Annotated in this window: 17 protein-coding genes; 6 read left to right on the forward strand and 11 right to left on the reverse strand. The window is 61.8% G+C overall.

The window, feature by feature from the left end; all coding sequences use genetic code 11:
* Positions 1–2 precede the first annotated feature (2 nt).
* Together ACLBKR_RS19085 and ACLBKR_RS19090 are read right to left on the reverse strand one after the other, a co-directional pair.
* Entirely contained in the window at positions 3–860 is an 858-nt protein-coding gene (locus ACLBKR_RS19085; RefSeq protein ID WP_113447094.1) for a prephenate dehydratase, read from the reverse strand.
* Between the two features lie 17 nt (positions 861–877).
* Positions 878–1633 carry a 3-deoxy-manno-octulosonate cytidylyltransferase gene (locus tag ACLBKR_RS19090; RefSeq protein ID WP_113447093.1) on the reverse strand — a complete coding sequence of 252 codons (756 nt, stop codon included), beginning with the start codon at positions 1631–1633 and terminating at the stop codon, positions 878–880.
* A gap of 151 nt (positions 1634–1784) precedes the next feature.
* Between ACLBKR_RS19090 and ACLBKR_RS19095 the strand changes: the two genes are divergently transcribed.
* Positions 1785–2345, forward strand: coding sequence for a c-type cytochrome (locus tag ACLBKR_RS19095; RefSeq protein ID WP_113447092.1), 561 nt, complete (start codon positions 1785–1787; stop codon positions 2343–2345).
* A 137-nt stretch (positions 2346–2482) separates the two neighbouring features.
* Here the strand turns inward: ACLBKR_RS19095 and ACLBKR_RS19100 are convergent, their stop codons facing one another.
* On the reverse strand, positions 2483–3430 hold the full coding sequence (locus ACLBKR_RS19100) for an AEC family transporter (RefSeq protein WP_113447091.1): 948 nt from the start codon (positions 3428–3430) through the stop codon (positions 2483–2485).
* 423 nt (positions 3431–3853) lie between these two features.
* Between ACLBKR_RS19100 and ACLBKR_RS19105 the strand changes: the two genes are divergently transcribed.
* On the forward strand, positions 3854–4846 hold the full coding sequence (locus tag ACLBKR_RS19105) for an adenosine kinase (RefSeq protein ID WP_113437316.1): 993 nt from the start codon (positions 3854–3856) through the stop codon (positions 4844–4846).
* On the opposite strand, the gene ACLBKR_RS19110 is transcribed toward ACLBKR_RS19105, so the two are convergent.
* The gene (locus ACLBKR_RS19110) at positions 4839–5369 is read right to left on the reverse strand and encodes an SH3 domain-containing protein (protein WP_414900023.1); all 531 of its coding nucleotides are present in this window, start codon (positions 5367–5369) and stop codon (positions 4839–4841) included. The genes ACLBKR_RS19105 and ACLBKR_RS19110 overlap by 8 nt on opposite strands.
* Positions 5370–5565: 196 nt before the next feature.
* On the opposite strand from ACLBKR_RS19110, the gene ACLBKR_RS19115 reads away from it, so the two are divergent.
* Complete coding sequence (locus tag ACLBKR_RS19115) at positions 5566–6570, forward strand: 2-hydroxyacid dehydrogenase (RefSeq protein ID WP_112829932.1); 1005 nt, start codon at positions 5566–5568, stop codon at positions 6568–6570.
* 111 nt (positions 6571–6681) lie between these two features.
* Here ACLBKR_RS19115 and ACLBKR_RS19120 read toward each other — a convergent pair whose 3' ends face one another.
* The 3 genes from ACLBKR_RS19120 to recF are packed head-to-tail and all read right to left on the reverse strand — an operon-like array spanning position 6682 to position 9095.
* Positions 6682–7152, reverse strand: a complete 471-nt coding sequence (locus ACLBKR_RS19120) for a GNAT family N-acetyltransferase (RefSeq protein WP_414901836.1) — start codon at positions 7150–7152, stop codon at positions 6682–6684.
* A 2-nt stretch (positions 7153–7154) separates the two neighbouring features.
* A complete protein-coding gene (locus ACLBKR_RS19125; protein ID WP_112829930.1) occupies positions 7155–7922 on the reverse strand; it encodes a molybdopterin-synthase adenylyltransferase MoeB in 768 nt (255 codons plus the stop codon).
* 45 nt (positions 7923–7967) lie between these two features.
* Entirely contained in the window at positions 7968–9095 is a 1128-nt protein-coding gene (gene recF / locus ACLBKR_RS19130) for a DNA replication/repair protein RecF (protein WP_112829929.1), read from the reverse strand.
* A 168-nt stretch (positions 9096–9263) separates the two neighbouring features.
* Here recF and ACLBKR_RS19135 point away from each other — a divergent pair, with 168 nt between their 5' ends.
* Both ACLBKR_RS19135 and ACLBKR_RS19140 read left to right on the forward strand, forming a co-directional pair.
* Entirely contained in the window at positions 9264–9551 is a 288-nt protein-coding gene (locus ACLBKR_RS19135) for a hypothetical protein (RefSeq protein WP_113338564.1), read from the forward strand.
* A gap of 97 nt (positions 9552–9648) precedes the next feature.
* Complete coding sequence (locus tag ACLBKR_RS19140; protein WP_112829927.1) at positions 9649–9858, forward strand: SlyX family protein; 210 nt, start codon at positions 9649–9651, stop codon at positions 9856–9858.
* A gap of 6 nt (positions 9859–9864) precedes the next feature.
* On the opposite strand, the gene ACLBKR_RS19145 is transcribed toward ACLBKR_RS19140, so the two are convergent.
* On the reverse strand, positions 9865–10464 hold the full coding sequence (locus ACLBKR_RS19145; RefSeq protein ID WP_112829926.1) for a TetR/AcrR family transcriptional regulator: 600 nt from the start codon (positions 10462–10464) through the stop codon (positions 9865–9867).
* A 103-nt stretch (positions 10465–10567) separates the two neighbouring features.
* Here ACLBKR_RS19145 and ACLBKR_RS19150 point away from each other — a divergent pair, with 103 nt between their 5' ends.
* Positions 10568–10819: a hypothetical protein gene (locus ACLBKR_RS19150; protein WP_414900028.1), complete on the forward strand. Its 252-nt coding sequence runs from the start codon at positions 10568–10570 to the stop codon at positions 10817–10819.
* Positions 10820–10883: 64 nt separating this feature from the next.
* On the opposite strand, the gene dnaJ is transcribed toward ACLBKR_RS19150, so the two are convergent.
* The 3 genes from dnaJ to dnaK are packed head-to-tail and all read right to left on the reverse strand — an operon-like array spanning position 10884 to position 14420.
* Positions 10884–12032: a molecular chaperone DnaJ gene (gene dnaJ / locus ACLBKR_RS19155; protein ID WP_112829925.1), complete on the reverse strand. Its 1149-nt coding sequence runs from the start codon at positions 12030–12032 to the stop codon at positions 10884–10886.
* 4 nt (positions 12033–12036) lie between these two features.
* Positions 12037–12510: a hypothetical protein gene (locus ACLBKR_RS19160; protein WP_112829924.1), complete on the reverse strand. Its 474-nt coding sequence runs from the start codon at positions 12508–12510 to the stop codon at positions 12037–12039.
* Positions 12510–14420 (reverse strand): molecular chaperone DnaK, encoded by a 1911-nt coding sequence (gene dnaK, locus ACLBKR_RS19165; RefSeq protein WP_112829923.1) that lies wholly within the window; start codon positions 14418–14420, stop codon positions 12510–12512. The genes ACLBKR_RS19160 and dnaK overlap by 1 nt, the downstream gene beginning before the upstream one ends.
* Positions 14421–14581: the final 161 nt, after the last annotated feature.

Here is a 14581-nt window from a genome sequence, read left to right on the forward strand (position 1 = left end):
CGTTACAGCCTTCCGCGCATGGCGTGCGCCTTGTAGACGCCGAGGATTCGCACCTTTTCCGAGAAGAAGGAAAGCTCTTCGAGCGCCCGCTTCACCGGTGCATCCTCCGGATGGCCCTCGATGTCGGCATAGAACTGGGTGGCGATGAACTTGCCGCCGATCTGGTAGCTTTCCAGCTTGGTCATGTTGACGCCGTTGGTGGCGAAGCCGCCAAGCGCCTTGTAGAGCGCGGCAGGAATGTTGCGGACGTTGAAGACGAAGGTCGTGATGAAGGTCTCGTCGTCGCTGGTGAGTCTCGGCTGGCCCTCTTCCCGTGAAAGGACGACGAAACGGGTCACGTTGTTGTCCGAATCCTCGACATTCTCGGCGACGATGTCGAGCCCGTAAAGCGCGGCGGCAAGCCGTGGAGCAAGCGCCGCCATCGTGCGGTCGCCTTTCTCCGCAACGAGTTTCGCGGCCCCCGCGGTGTCGCCGGCGACGACGGCCTTCCAGCCGTTGCTGCGGATGATCTTGCGGCACTGGCCGAGCGCGTGGATGTGGCTGTGCACCGTACGGATTTCATCCATCTTCACGCCGGGCAGCACCATGAGCTGGAACCGGATCGGCATGAAATACTCGCCGACGATATGCAGCCGGGACAGCGGCAGGAGATAGTGGATGTCGGCGACACGGCCCGCGAGCGTATTCTCGATCGGGATCATCGCCAGATCGACCTCACCGGTTTCGAGCGCTACGAAAGCGTCCTCGAAGGTCGGGCAGGGAAGCGGTTCCATGTCCGGGAACATGTCGCGGCAGGCCATGTCGGAATTGGCGCCGAAATCGCCCTGGAAGGAAATCCTGTTCGTCTTGTAGGTGGTCATGGTGAATATCCGTGAAATCAGCTTGCCCGGGCGGCGAGGAGACGCCGGGCCTTTTCGAGGTCGGCCGGGGTGTCGACCCCGAGCGGGATGGAGCGGACGACCTCGACATCGATGCGCATGCCGGCTTCCAGCGCACGCAGCTGCTCAAGGGATTCACGCTTTTCGAGCGGCGATTGCGGCAGGCTCACGAAACGCTCGAGCGCTGCGCGACGATAGGCATAAAGACCGATATGATGAAAGAGCGGCCCCTTGCCATAGGGAGCGGTGGCGCGGGTGAAGTAGAGCGCCCTGAGCCGCGTGTCGGAGACCGCCGACCCAACCACCTTGACGACGTTGGGATTGGTCTTTTCTTCCTCGTCGGAAATCTCGACGGTCAGCGTCGCGATGTCGACCTGCGGATTGTCGAGCGGGCGTAGCGCCGCCCGTATGGTCTCCGGCTCGATGGTCGGCAGGTCGCCCTGCACGTTGACCACGATTTCCGCCTCGCCTTCCGGATCGACGGCAAGCAGCGCCTCATGGATACGGTCGGAGCCCGACTGATGATCGTGCCGCGTCATCACCACTTCGAAGCCGGCGTCGGCAACGGCGTCGAAAACCCGCCGATCATCGACTGCGACGACGATTCGACCGACATGGGCTTCCCGGGCGCGCTTGGCCACCTGCACGATCATCGGCAGGCCGCAAATGTCGGCCAGAGGCTTGCCGGGCAGGCGGGTTGAAGCCATGCGCGCGGGAATGAGCACAAGGACCTTTCCCAAATCTGGATTATTCATCGCCGGCCCCTTCAAAATCAGCCAAAACAGTGTCAAAAAGTCCCAGTCTGGGGATCACAATCGTGTTGCAACTGTCAAGCAAAAGACATAGGTTCCGCGCGATTTCAAGATCATCCGGGCTGATCAGCCGGCTGCATGGGGAGCGTTGCAGATGAACTCATATGTGAACATGGGCGTGGGGGCTCTTCTGGGAACCGTATTCGTCCTGATGACGGTTTCCATCACATCGGAGGGCATTTTCCACTCCGAAAAGCCTGAAAAGGAAGGCTTTGCGATCGCTGCCGAATCGGCAGGCGAAGCCGAGGGCGGCGCGGAAACCGCAGCCGCTGTCGAAACCCCGATCGCCACGCTGCTTGCCAGCGCCGATGCAAAGGCCGGTGAAGCCGTCTTCAAGAAATGCACGAGCTGTCATGACGGGTCCAAGGGCGGACCCAACAAAGTTGGCCCCAATCTCTACGGTATCGTCGAGCGGCCGATCGCCTCTCATGAAGGTTTCGGTTATTCCGCCGCGATGAAGGATTTCTCGCAGGGCGGCTCGGTTACCTGGACCTTTGAAAACCTCAACCACTTCCTGACGGCTCCGAAGAAGTTCATCGCCGGAACGGCGATGGGCTTTGCCGGCATCAAGAAGGAAGACGAGCGCGCCAACCTGCTTGCTTATCTCCGCTCACTGTCCGACGCGCCGGTTGCTCTGCCAGCCGCGACCAACTAATCTTTCGGTCGAAGTTGCATTCTGCAAATGCCCGGTCCCGCCGGGCATTTTTCATTTGAAGCATGTCGCGCAAAACTGTTGAGCGAACCTGAAAGCTCACGATGCGCTTAGGCGGCCTGCCGCTTCCGTCGCGCTCCCTATTGCTGCAGCATATAGGCCCAGAATGTCACGCTGAGCACGCCGAGCGCGGTGGTGAGTGTGATCGAGGACGCAGCGATCGCATGGCCGACGCCGAACCGGTTGGCGATCAGCCAGGCATTGATGCCTGTCGGGACCGATGAGGTCAGCACCAGCGCTGCGGTCCAGGCAGGACTGAGACCGAGCAGATGGCAGGCACCCCAGACGGTGGCTGGCATGACAAGCAGCTTGAGGGCGGAGATGATGCCGGCAATTCGCATGTTGCCGGCAACGCCGTATTTGTTGAGCGCCATGCCGAGCGAGATCAGGGCTGCCGGCGCGGCCATGGTCGCGATCTGCGCCACCACTCCATCAAGCACGTCCGGAAGATGAAGTCCGCTGAGATGGACTGCGAGCCCTGCGACGAGGCCGATCACCAGCGGATTTCGCGCGAGGTTGCTGCCGATCTGGCGCAGCACGGCCTTGAGGCCGCGGGAGGGGCGCCCGCTCGCCATCTGTTCCGCGCGCTCCATCAGGACCGTGCCGATGACCATCATCAGCGGCAGATGCACTGCAAGCAGGATCGACAGCGGAACGAGACCTTCCGCGCCCACCGTGCGTTCGACCAGCGGCAGGCCGATGAATATGTTGTTGGCGAAGGCGGAGGATACGCCGGCCAATACGCCGACCCGTTCGTCGCGGTCGAAAAGGCGGGTGGCCACAAGATGTCCTATCGTCCACGTGACGCCTACGCCGGCAAAATAGGCGACCCAGAGTTTGAAGGGCGAGGCGCCGTGGAAATCAGCCTGCGAAATAGTCCTGAACAGCAGCACGGGAACTGCGACCTTGAAGACGAACTCGCCAAGCCCCTCTCCGATATCGGCGTTGAGTACCCTCGTCTTGACCAGAGACCAGCCGATGAGGATCAGAATGAAGATCGGAAGGACGTCATGGGCGATGGCATACATATGCTGGGAAGCTTTCGGGGGACGGAAAGGTCGAGGAGTGCGAAGGTGAACTTCTAGCGCGCCGGAAGCTGCCCCGCCAGTACGGTTTGACGAATGACAGGAATGCAGGGCTGCATGGCGAGGGCGGTGGCCGAAAAGAAAAAAGCGGGGAAAGACCCCGCTTCCGCCCGAAAGATCGGGTCTTGAACCATGCCGCCAGTACATCCGTGGTCAGCAGGGAACCGCAGTCAGGGCGATCATGCCCCGAGGTGAACGGCTGACCGATACGCGGTCACATGCCGTCTTCACTTGGAGTTCTTTTAGGAGAGCTGCATGACAGCGGGATGACGAAGGGCATATTTCTTCCAAGGCCGCCGTTTCTGCTTCCAAACGGAAGAAAAACGGGTATGACCGGATCACCGTGCAATTGGAGATCCGCATTTTATGAGCAGGTTTGATGTCCTCACCGTCGGCAACGCCATCGTCGACATTATCTCGCGCTGCGAAGATCGGTTTCTGATCGACAACGAGATTACCAAGGGGGCGATGAACCTGATCGACGCCGAACGCGCCGAGAAGCTCTATGCGTTGATGGGGCCCGCGGTGGAAGCTTCCGGTGGCAGCGCCGGCAACACGGCCGCAGGTATTGCAAGCTTCGGCGGCAAGGCGGCCTATTTCGGCAAGGTCGCCGACGACCAGCTCGGTCAGATCTTCAAGCACGACATCCGCGCCCAGGGTGTGCATTTCGAAACCGTGCCGGAAGGCACGAACCCGCCGACCGCGCGCAGCATGATCTTCGTCACGCCCGACGGCGAGCGTTCGATGAACACCTATCTCGGCGCCTGCGTGGAGCTCGGGCCGGAGCATGTCGAGCCCCAGGTCGTCGCCGATGCGAAAGTCACCTATTTCGAGGGTTATCTATGGGATCCGCCGCGCGCCAAGCAGGCCATCCTCGAATGCGCCCGCATCGCCCATGAGAACGGTCGGGAAATGTCGATGACGCTTTCCGACAGCTTTTGCGTCGACCGCTATCGCGGCGAGTTCCTCGACCTCATGCGCTCGGGCACGGTCGACATCGTCTTCTCGAACAAGCAGGAAGCCCTGTCGCTCTACGAAACGGACGATTTCGAATTGGCGCTGGAGAAGATAGCCGCCGATTGCAAGCTTGCGGCCGTGACGATGAGCGAGGAGGGTGCCATCATTCTCCGCGGCAAGGAAAGGGTTAAGGTCGAAGCCAGCAAGATCGCCGCCCTGGTCGATACCACAGGTGCTGGTGACCTGTTTGCGGCAGGCTTCCTGTTCGGCTATACGCAGGGGCGTTCCCTGGAGGATTGCGGCAAGCTCGGTTGCCTTGCCGCCGGCATCGTGATCCAGCAGATCGGTCCGCGCCCGCTGACATCGCTTGAGAAAGCCGGGCGCGAAGCGGGCCTTATTTGAAGGCTTCGCCGGGATAGGCGCCCCAGATTTCTCCCTGGTTCACCCAGCCCGTGACGCCGCCTGCCTCGACGCGGCACCAGTTGCCGTTGCACTCATCGAGCTTGACGACGACGCCGGGCTCCAGCTTGGCGACGACGGAGGCGTTCGGCAGCGAATCCTGGCGCATGGTGACATAGACATTGTCGCCATTGCCACGCATCCATGGCGCCGCGACCGCGGTCCGTTCACCGGAAAGCAGCGTCTGGCTGACCCAGCCCTCGGTTCCATCCGCATCGCGGATACGCCGCCAGTTTTCGTATTCCTGGATGATTTCGACGGGCAGGCCCGATTTGAGGTAGAGCCACGACACGGCATAGTCGGTGCTCGGCCCGATCCTGAGGTTGACGCGCTTGGCCTTCAGGCTGACGAAGCGCGGCAGTGGCAGGCCACTCGATCCCTTGGAGACGGCCTGCGCTCCGGCATGCGCCGCCAGCCCCAGGGACAGACAAGCAACAAGGAGGGCGCGGGGCAGAATTTGAATCATGGCGTTTCCGATCACTCAACGAATCCAAGGATTTCCTTGAAGATCAGGATGCAGTTGCACCGACCCCGGCACAAAACGGTCCCCGGCTTGAGAGTTTTGTTTGTCTTCGCCTGCGGGTTTGGTAGAAAATGCCCTGAACGGGGAAAGTATGCCCCGGCTTGGTTAACGACCTCTAAACAAGGCATCGAACGTTCCCATGACGAACAGGAAAAGACCCAAGGTCTACATAACCCGGAAACTGCCGGACGCCGTGGAAACGCGCATGCGCGAACTGTTCGATGCCGAACTCAACGTCGACGACAAGCCGCGTACCCAGCCGGAACTCGTTGCGGCGGTGAAGACCGCGGATGTTCTTGTCCCCACTGTAACCGACCGTATCGACGCGGCGCTGATCGAGCAGGCCGGCCCGCAGTTGAAGCTGATCGCAAGCTTCTCCAACGGCTTCGATCATATCGACGTGGATGCCGCCGCCCGCAAAGGCATCACGGTGACCAACACGCCGAACGTGTTGACGGAGGACACCGCGGACATGACCATGGCGCTGATCCTGGCTGTGCCGCGCCGGCTGGTCGAGGGCGCCCGTATCCTGACTGACAAGCCCGGCGAATGGGCCGGCTGGTCACCGACCTGGATGCTCGGCCGCCGCATCTGGGGCAAGCGCATCGGCATTATCGGCATGGGCCGTATCGGCACGGCGGTCGCGCGTCGCGCCAAGGCGTTCGGCCTGTCGATCCACTACCATAACCGCAAGCGCGTTAATCCGGCCACGGAAGACGAACTGGAGGCGACCTATTGGGACAGCCTCGACCAGATGCTGGCTCGGGTCGATATCGTCTCGGTCAACTGCCCCTCGACACCCGCGACCTTCCACCTTCTTTCGGCGCGCCGGCTCGCGCTCATGCAGCCGACGAGCTACATTGTCAACACCGCCCGTGGCGACATCATCGACGAGGATGCGCTGATTAACTGCCTGCGCCAGGGCAAGATCGCCGGCGCCGGTCTTGACGTGTTCGAGAATGAGCCGGCGGTCAATCCGAAGCTGGTCAAGCTCGCCAATGAGGGCAAGGTCGTGCTTCTACCACATACCGGCTCGGCGACAATCGAGGGCCGCATCGACATGGGCGACAAGGTCATCATCAACATCCGGACCTATTTTGACGGCCACCGTCCGCCGAACCGCGTCCTGCCCAGCCGCACCTGACATTGCCCGCCGCGCAGGCGTGCGCAGCGGTTCTGCGGCAATGACATTCAATAAAACAGGGACTTAAAGCGCGCAGCGAATCCGGAGGAACGCGAAACGCTTTAGCGGCACTCAGGCGAGCGTCTTGCGCATTTCGATCGATGTGATCCGCGTGTAGCCGGGATGGCTGTTTTCTGCAGTCTTGCGGAAGCCCCAGGCTGCAAAGCGACGGTGGTTGCCGGAAAGTTCGATACGGGTTTCCAGCCGGAGTTCTACAAGCCCGAGGGCTTCAGCCACGGTTTCGGCTTCCGCCAGCAACCGCCGCCCGACGCCCTTTCCCTGCACCTCCGGCAGCACCGCAAGCTTGCCGATATAGAGCGATCCAGGTTCAGGCCTGAAGAAGGCGCAAGCGACCAGTCGATCGTCCTGCGATGCCACAACGCCTACTTCTTCTTGCGCCTTCCTGCGCAGCAGGTCGGATGTCAGGCGATGGGCCGATGACGGCGGATCGATGGCGCCATCCATATAGGCGAAGGCCCTGAGGATCAGGTCGAGAAGTTCGTCGTATCGCTCGAAGCGGTCATCGAGGCGGTTGAGCTTGATCGTCATGTTCCCGAAGTCGCCCTGCGCCGGCGGTAGCGGATGGTGTCGAACCGGGCCGAGAGCCCGTCATAGAGCAGCAGGCGCCCGATGAGCGGCTCTCCGATACCGGTTATGAGCTTGATCGCCTCCATGGCCATCAGCGTGCCGATGACGCCGGTCAGCGCTCCGACGATGCCGGCCTCCGCACAGGAGGGGACGAGGCCCTCTGGCGGCGGTTCGGGAAAGAGGTCGCGGTAGCGTGGATTGAGGCCTCCGCCCGCCGTCGCTTCATAGGGTTTGAGCACAGTCAGCGAACCGTCAAAACGCCCGACTGCTCCCGTGACGAGCGGGATCTTGCGGGCTTCGGCAGCGTCGGCCGCTGCATAGCGGGTTTCGAAATTGTCGGAACCGTCGATCAGCAGGTCGAAGCGGCCGAGATAGGAGCCGGCGAAATCGGGTTCGAAATGCTGCTCGAAGCGCTCCACCCGGACATTGGGATTGAGGCGGAGAAGGGCGCGGGCAGCGCTTTCCGTTTTCTCCTCCCCGATCGTGCCGCTGTCATGGATCACCTGCCGCTGCAGGTTGGAGAGCGACACCCGGTCGTCGTCGACGATGCCGATGGTTCCGACGCCTGCGGCAGCGAGATATTGCAGCACCGGCGCACCGAGGCCGCCTGCGCCGATCACCATCACGCGCGCGGCCTTCAGCTTCTGCTGTCCGGCCCCGCCGATTTCCGGCAGCAGGATGTGGCGATGGTAGCGGGAGATTTCCTCGGGCGTCAGCTTGTCCATGGCGGCTTTATCGCATGATGGCACCGCTGCGAAAAGGCATGTCCGTCACGGCAACGCCGTTCCGTCGCGGATGGTGATGAACTGGGCACGGTCTCCGAGTGCCGAAAACATCGCCCGGTCGGTGCCGGTCATGAAAGCCTGGCCGCCAAGCGCATCGATCCGGTCGAACAGGGCTGCCCGCCGGTTTTCGTCCAGATGGGCGGCGATCTCGTCAAGCAGGAGGATCGGCGCATGGCCGGTCATCGTCGCGACGAGCCGCGCATGGGCAAGGATCAGGCCGACCAGCAGCGCCTTCTGTTCGCCGGTCGAGCAGCGCTCCGCGTCCATGGCCTTTTCCACATGCCGGACCAGTAGGTCGGCCCGGTGCGGCCCGTCGAGCGTGCGGCCCGCGGCGGCGTCGCGGTAACGGCCGGCCTCCAGCATTTCGGCGTAGCGGTCCTCCAGCTCGATCGCGGGAGACCCCATGTCCTCGTCGTCCATAAAACCCGTGAGCGAGAGCTCCGCCGTCGGAAAACGTCCCGAGCCGCCGCCCGGATCGTGCAGTCCGCGCAGCAGTCCCATCATTTCGCGCCGAGCCATGGTCATGGCGACGCCGAGGCCCGCCATCTGGCGCTCGATGCCGGAAAGCCAGGTCTGATCGAAACGTCCCTCGGCGAGAAGCTTGTTGCGGCTGCGCATGGCACGTTCGAAATCGCTGGCGCGGCGGCCGTGTGCCGGATCGAGCGACAGCACCAGGCGGTCGAGAAAGCGCCGGCGATCGGAGGAGGGGCCGGTAAACAGCCCATCCATTGAGGGCGTGAGCCAGAGCAGCCGCAGGTGATCGGTCAACTCGTCGACAGACTTGGCCGTCGTACCGTTGATGCGCAGCCGGCGGACCACGGTTTCCTCGTCGCTTTCGGTGCCGGTCCCGATCTCGACGTCGCCCTCCATGCCCTCTATCTCGGAAAAGATGGAAAAGCCGCCTGCAGCGCCCACGCGGACGACATCCGCCAGCACGGCGCGCCTCAGGCCGCGTCCGGGGGACAGGAAGGACACCGCCTCCATCAGGTTCGTCTTTCCCGCTCCGTTTTCTCCCGTCAGCACGACATGGCGCGCATCGAGCGTTAGCGACAATCCCGCATAATTGCGGAAGTCGGTGAGCTTCAGGCGGTGGATGAAAACTTTGTGCGTCATGGGATCCGGATCGGGTGTCGCCCTGAGCTAGGATGAAAGCCCGACAATGGCAAGGCGAGGGGAAGGTTTTCGACAGCCGCGCATGAAGCCGCTCGACCATTTTGATGCATGGACCCGAAGGGTACGCGGATGTATCCTTTCCGCCTGATCTTATGAAGGCAATGATCGATGACAACCGACCGAGATGAACTGACCCCGGAGGAAGCCCGTCGCGACCACTGGGAAATGCTGCGGTTCCTGGCGGTCAACGCTCTCTTCGGTGCGGGGCTCGGGATCGCGGTGGCGGTCGTACTGATGTGGCTCGATATCGGCGGCCTCGGCACGCATCTTGGCCGCGCCCGCAATCCGATCCTGCCGACGCTCATGATCGCCGTGCCGCTTGGGCTGACCTTCGCGGCCGCAGTGACTGCATCCGCCATCATGCTGATGCCCTACAAGAAAAAGAAGCAGCGATAATTGCTTCGCGCTTGATCCATTGACCCCGCCCGTCCGCTCCGGCATGACCAGACTAGGGGAGCTGGCGTGTCGCCGCTCCAATACCGGAGGGTTTTTCATGGTCGATCAGGAGGACCGCATCACGCGCCTTGAGGAAACCGTGGCGCACCAGTCCCGTGTCATTGAGGAACTGTCCGATCAACTGGCCGAACAATGGAAGGTCGTGGAACAGACCCGCGCCAAGCTCGACCGGCTGACCGAGCGCTTCCTCTCGCTTGAAGAGCAGAGTCTCGAAGCGCCCGCGATCACCCGGCCGCCGCATTACTGAATATTGTCAGCGCGCCGCAATCCCGCCGACGACGGCGTCTATGACGGCTCTGATCTCGTCTTCGCTGCAATCGAGCCGTCCGGTCAGCAGCCTGCTCCAGGCAAAGCCGCTCAAGATCTCGATCGTCAGATCGGAATCGATCTCCGGCCTGACCTCGCCGCGCTTCTGCGCCCGCTGTATGATCGCACCGCTTTGTCGCCATCTTTCCAGCAGATACCGGCGGAGCGCCTCGAGAGCGGCCGGGTCGCTCTGGGCTTCCGCGATCAATGACCGAAAGATCGCGCCGCCATCGTCACGCCAGAAAGCGAGCAGGCTGGTGACAAACAGCGCGAGATCGCTCCGCACATCGCCGGTGTCCGGCATATGACCGTGGTGTTTCTGCCGATGATAGACGTCGAGCAGCAAGGCAGCCTTCGATGGCCACCAGCGATAGATCGTCGGTTTACCGGCCTTGGCGCGGCGCGCGACGGCTTCGATCGAGAAGGCCGCAAGTCCCGCTTCCCTCAGGATGGCCTCTGCGGCCGAGAGGATAGCCTCCTCGCTGTCGGGGTTGCGTTGGGAGCCGATCGACGTCCGGCGGGACGAAGCGGGCGATGAAGTTTCCATGATTTCCTCCCGGATTTTTGCAAAGGATAACATGAACCGGTATTGAACGAAACGGCTCGTTCCTATATAGAACGAAACGTACCGTTCTTATGGAGGTTATCGAGTGCCCGAACCCACTGCCATCCCGAAGCCGTCGAGGCTGCGGCTCGCCTTTCTCATGCTTCTTGCGATCTACCCCTTTGTGACGGGCATTCTCTACATTCTCACGCCGCTGACCGAAGGCTGGGCGTTGTGGCAGCGGACGGCGCTGTTGGCGCCCATCATGGTGTTCTCGATCGTCTACGGCATCGCACCGTTGATACAGCGTCGTTTCGGCTGGTTCATCATGCGCCTGCCGCGCACGAAAGCGGTGTGAAACGGAACAAACAGAAAGGCCGACCCCAGGGGAGCCGGCCCTTCGTGCAAGACGGGAGCTTCGCTCAGTCGCTGAGCGTGTCGAAGAAATCCTTCATCCGTGCGAAGAAGCCTGTCGATTCCGGATTGTTCTCCTTCGACGAAAGCTGCTCGAATTCCTGAAGGAGTTCGCGCTGACGCTTCGAAAGTTTCTGCGGCGTCTCGATCTGGATCTGGATATAGAGATCCCCGGTCTGCGACGAACGCAGCACGGGCATGCCCTTGCCCTTGAGGCGGAACTGTTTACCGGCCTGCGTGCCTTCCGGAACGCTGACGCGCGACTTGGAGCCGTCGAGCGTCACCACATCGAACGTGCCGCCGAGCGCGGCCGTCGTCATCGAAATCGGTACGGAGCAATAGAGATCGGCGCCGTCCCGCTGGAAGAACTCGTGCGGTTTCACCGACAGGAAGATATAAAGATCGCCCGCCGGACCGCCCCTGAGACCGGCCTCGCCCTCGCCCTGCAGACGAATGCGTGTCCCATCCTCGATGCCGGCCGGAATGTTGACCGAAAGCGACCGTTCCTCAGTCACGCGGCCCTGGCCGTTGCACTTGGTGCAGGGATCAGAGATCGTCTGGCCGCGCCCGTGGCAGGTGGGGCAGGTGCGCTCGATCGAAAAGAAGCCCTGGGCGGCGCGGATGCGGCCCGAGCCCTGACAGGTGGCGCAGGTTGTCGGCTTGGTGCCGGGCTTGGCGCCCGTTCCCGTGCAAACGTCGCAGGTGATCGACGTCGGTACGCGAATCTGTGCTGTCTTGCCGGTAAAGGCTTCCTCGAGCGAAATCTCCATATTGTAGCGGAGGTCGGCGCCGCGTTCGCGTCCGCCGCTGGAGCGCGCCCGTCCGCCGCGACCGCCACCCATCATCTCGCCGAAAATGTCCTCGAAGATGTCGGAGAAGCCGCCGCCGGAGAAGCCGCCACCCGGATTGAAGCCACCGCCCATGCCGCCCTGCTCGAAGGCGGCATGACCGAACCGGTCATAGGCCGCACGCTTCTGTGGGTCTTTCAGGGTCTCGTAGGCTTCGTTGATTTCTTTGAATTTCTTCTCTGCTTCGCTGTCGTCGGGATTCTTGTCCGGATGATATTTCATCGCCAGCTTGCGGAAGGCGCTCTTCAGCTCCTTCTCGTCCGCTGTCCGGCTTACCCCGAGGGTTTCGTAGAAATCTGCTTTTGCCATGGTCCTACAAAGCTCTCAAAGCCTTCTCCACACTCGTGTGGCTGCCAGTCTTCTTGCCTGCCTGCTTTTCGCAGGCTGCCATGTCCTTCCGGAAGTCGGACGCGGCGGCTCGCGCATCCTCGATCAGCACCTTGCGGGCCTCGCCCTTATTCGCCAGTCCATCGGCCGCCGATACGGCGACATAGGCCAGAGAATGAGCGGCCATGTCGCAAGCGGAAACGGCCTGGCCCTCGTCGCGACGCTTCAGCGCCGCCTCGATAACCCGGCCAAGCTCACTGCCGGTTCTGGATAACTGTCGACTGTCGCCCGCGCCGATCGACTTTGCAATAGCTGCCTCGGCGGCGCTCACCTTGCGATAGACCCCTTCCAACTGGCTTGCTTCCTGAGCGGAAGCTGAGGCCACGCAAAGGGCCAATGAAAATGCGGCTGGCCCGAAGGCCAGCCCCATGACGGTGAAACGTCGCTTCGGCTGCTGCATCAGGCCGACTTCTTCGCGTCTTCGTCCTTGACTTCCTCGTAGTCGGCATCGACCACGTCGTCATCCTTGCCACCTTCGGCATCGCCGGCGCCTTCCGCCTGCTGCGCCTCATAGATGGCCTGACCGAGCTTCATGGAGACTTCCATGAGGGTCTGGGTCTTGGCCTGGATGTCGTCGGCATCCGGTTCCGAAGCCTCGATCGCAGTCTTCAGGGTGGCAATAGCGTCCTCGATAGCCTTGCGGTCGGTTTCCGAAACCTTGTCGCCATATTCCTTGAGCGACTTCTCCGTGGAGTGGATCAGGCTCTCGGCATGGTTCTTGGCTTCGACGGCTGCACGGCGCTTCTTATCCTCGGCAGCGTGCGATTCAGCATCCTTGACCATCTTTTCGATGTCGGCGTCGGAGAGACCGCCGGAGGCCTGGATGCGGATCTGCTGTTCCTTGCCGGTGCCCTTGTCCTTGGCCGAAACCTGCACGATGCCGTTGGCGTCGATATCGAAGGTCACTTCGATCTGCGGTACGCCACGCGGGGCCGGCGGCAGGCCGACGAGGTCGAACTGGCCGAGCAGCTTGTTGTCTGCTGCCATTTCGCGCTCACCCTGGCTGACGCGGATGGTCACGGCGTTCTGGTTGTCTTCGGCGGTCGAGAAGACCTGGCTCTTCTTCGTCGGGATCGTCGTGTTGCGATCGATCAGACGGGTGAAGACGCCGCCGAGCGTTTCGATGCCGAGCGACAATGGGGTCACATCGAGCAGCAGCACATCCTTGACATCGCCCTGCAGAACGCCTGCCTGGATGGCCGCGCCGAGAGCGACGACCTCATCCGGATTAACGCCCTTGTGAGGTTCCTTGCCGAACAACTGCTTGACCACTTCCTGGACCTTCGGCATGCGGCTCATGCCGCCGACGAGGACCACTTCGTCGATTTCCGAAGCCGTGACGCCGGCGTCCTTCAGCGCTGCCTTGCAGGGCGCGATGGTGCGCTGGACGAGATCGTCGACGAGGCTTTCCAGCTTGGCGCGGGTCAGCTTGAGCGTCAGGTGCTTAGGACCGGTGGCGTCCGCCGTGATGAAGGGCAGGTTGATTTCGGTCTGCTGCGAGGACGACAGTTCGATCTTGGCCTTTTCCGCAGCTTCCTTGAGGCGCTGCAGGGCGAGCTTGTCATTCTTCAGGTCGATGCCGTTGTCCTTTTTGAACTCGGCAACCAGGTATTCGACAAGACGCATGTCGAAGTCTTCACCGCCGAGGAAGGTATCGCCATTGGTCGACTTCACTTCGAAGACGCCGTCGCCGATTTCCAGGATCGAGATATCGAAGGTACCGCCGCCAAGGTCGTAGACGGCGATCGTCTTGCCGTCCTTCTTGTCGAGACCGTAGGCGAGTGCGGCAGCCGTCGGCTCGTTGATGATACGCAGGACTTCGAGACCGGCAATACGGCCGGCGTCCTTGGTGGCCTGACGCTGGGCGTCGTTGAAGTAGGCGGGAACCGTGATGACGGCCTTCTCGACCTTTTCCCCGAGATAGGATTCGGCGGTTTCCTTCATCTTCTGAAGGATCATCGCGGAGATCTGTGCCGGGGAATAACCTTTGCCCTGGGCTTCTACCCAAGCGTCGCCATTGTCGCCCTTGACGATATGGAACGGCACGAGGCCCTTGTCCTTTTCGACGGTCGGGTCGTCATAGCGACGGCCGATGAGGCGCTTGACGGCAAACAGCGTGTTGGTGGGGTTGGTGACCGCCTGGCGCTTGGCCGGCTGGCCGACGAGGCGTTCGCCGTCGTCCGTGAATGCCACCATGGAGGGCGTGGTGCGTGCGCCTTCGGAGTTTTCAATAACCTTTGCATCCTTGCCGTCCATGACGGCGACGCAGGAATTGGTCGTTCCAAGGTCGATACCGATTACTTTTGCCATGTCATTCTCTCCTTGAAGCAGGCTATCGGAACCCCGAAAAGGCATTCCGTTGACAGCCCCTCGACGTGGATGGTCTGGGATATCGCAGTCCTCGCTGCGGTTATGTCGCGTATATAAGAAGCGGTTTTTCTGACTGCAAGGCTGGAATTCCGCTGTAATCC

Source organism: Paenirhizobium cremeum (assembly GCF_047553425.1).
GTDB lineage: Bacteria > Pseudomonadota > Alphaproteobacteria > Rhizobiales > Rhizobiaceae > Allorhizobium > Allorhizobium cremeum.

What these genes read in the sequence shown, in the direction of transcription:
- dnaK (WP_112829923.1), bottom strand. Translation starts at nt 14,420, where the DNA reads ATGGCAAAAGTAATCGGTATCGACCTTGGAACGACCAATTCCTGCGTC.
- ACLBKR_RS19145 (WP_112829926.1), bottom strand. Translation starts at nt 10,464, where the DNA reads ATGGAAACTTCATCGCCCGCTTCGTCCCGCCGGACGTCGATCGGCTCC.
- ACLBKR_RS19135 (WP_113338564.1), top strand. Translation starts at nt 9,264, where the DNA reads ATGACAACCGACCGAGATGAACTGACCCCGGAGGAAGCCCGTCGCGAC.
- ACLBKR_RS19095 (WP_113447092.1), top strand. Translation starts at nt 1,785, where the DNA reads ATGAACTCATATGTGAACATGGGCGTGGGGGCTCTTCTGGGAACCGTA.
- ACLBKR_RS19105 (WP_113437316.1), top strand. Translation starts at nt 3,854, where the DNA reads ATGAGCAGGTTTGATGTCCTCACCGTCGGCAACGCCATCGTCGACATT.
- ACLBKR_RS19160 (WP_112829924.1), bottom strand. Translation starts at nt 12,510, where the DNA reads ATGCAGCAGCCGAAGCGACGTTTCACCGTCATGGGGCTGGCCTTCGGG.
- ACLBKR_RS19110 (WP_414900023.1), bottom strand. Translation starts at nt 5,369, where the DNA reads ATGATTCAAATTCTGCCCCGCGCCCTCCTTGTTGCTTGTCTGTCCCTG.
- ACLBKR_RS19140 (WP_112829927.1), top strand. Translation starts at nt 9,649, where the DNA reads ATGGTCGATCAGGAGGACCGCATCACGCGCCTTGAGGAAACCGTGGCG.
- ACLBKR_RS19090 (WP_113447093.1), bottom strand. Translation starts at nt 1,633, where the DNA reads ATGAATAATCCAGATTTGGGAAAGGTCCTTGTGCTCATTCCCGCGCGC.
- dnaJ (WP_112829925.1), bottom strand. Translation starts at nt 12,032, where the DNA reads ATGGCAAAAGCAGATTTCTACGAAACCCTCGGGGTAAGCCGGACAGCG.
- recF (WP_112829929.1), bottom strand. Translation starts at nt 9,095, where the DNA reads ATGACGCACAAAGTTTTCATCCACCGCCTGAAGCTCACCGACTTCCGC.
- ACLBKR_RS19115 (WP_112829932.1), top strand. Translation starts at nt 5,566, where the DNA reads ATGACGAACAGGAAAAGACCCAAGGTCTACATAACCCGGAAACTGCCG.
- ACLBKR_RS19085 (WP_113447094.1), bottom strand. Translation starts at nt 860, where the DNA reads ATGACCACCTACAAGACGAACAGGATTTCCTTCCAGGGCGATTTCGGC.
- ACLBKR_RS19125 (WP_112829930.1), bottom strand. Translation starts at nt 7,922, where the DNA reads ATGGACAAGCTGACGCCCGAGGAAATCTCCCGCTACCATCGCCACATC.
- ACLBKR_RS19100 (WP_113447091.1), bottom strand. Translation starts at nt 3,430, where the DNA reads ATGTATGCCATCGCCCATGACGTCCTTCCGATCTTCATTCTGATCCTC.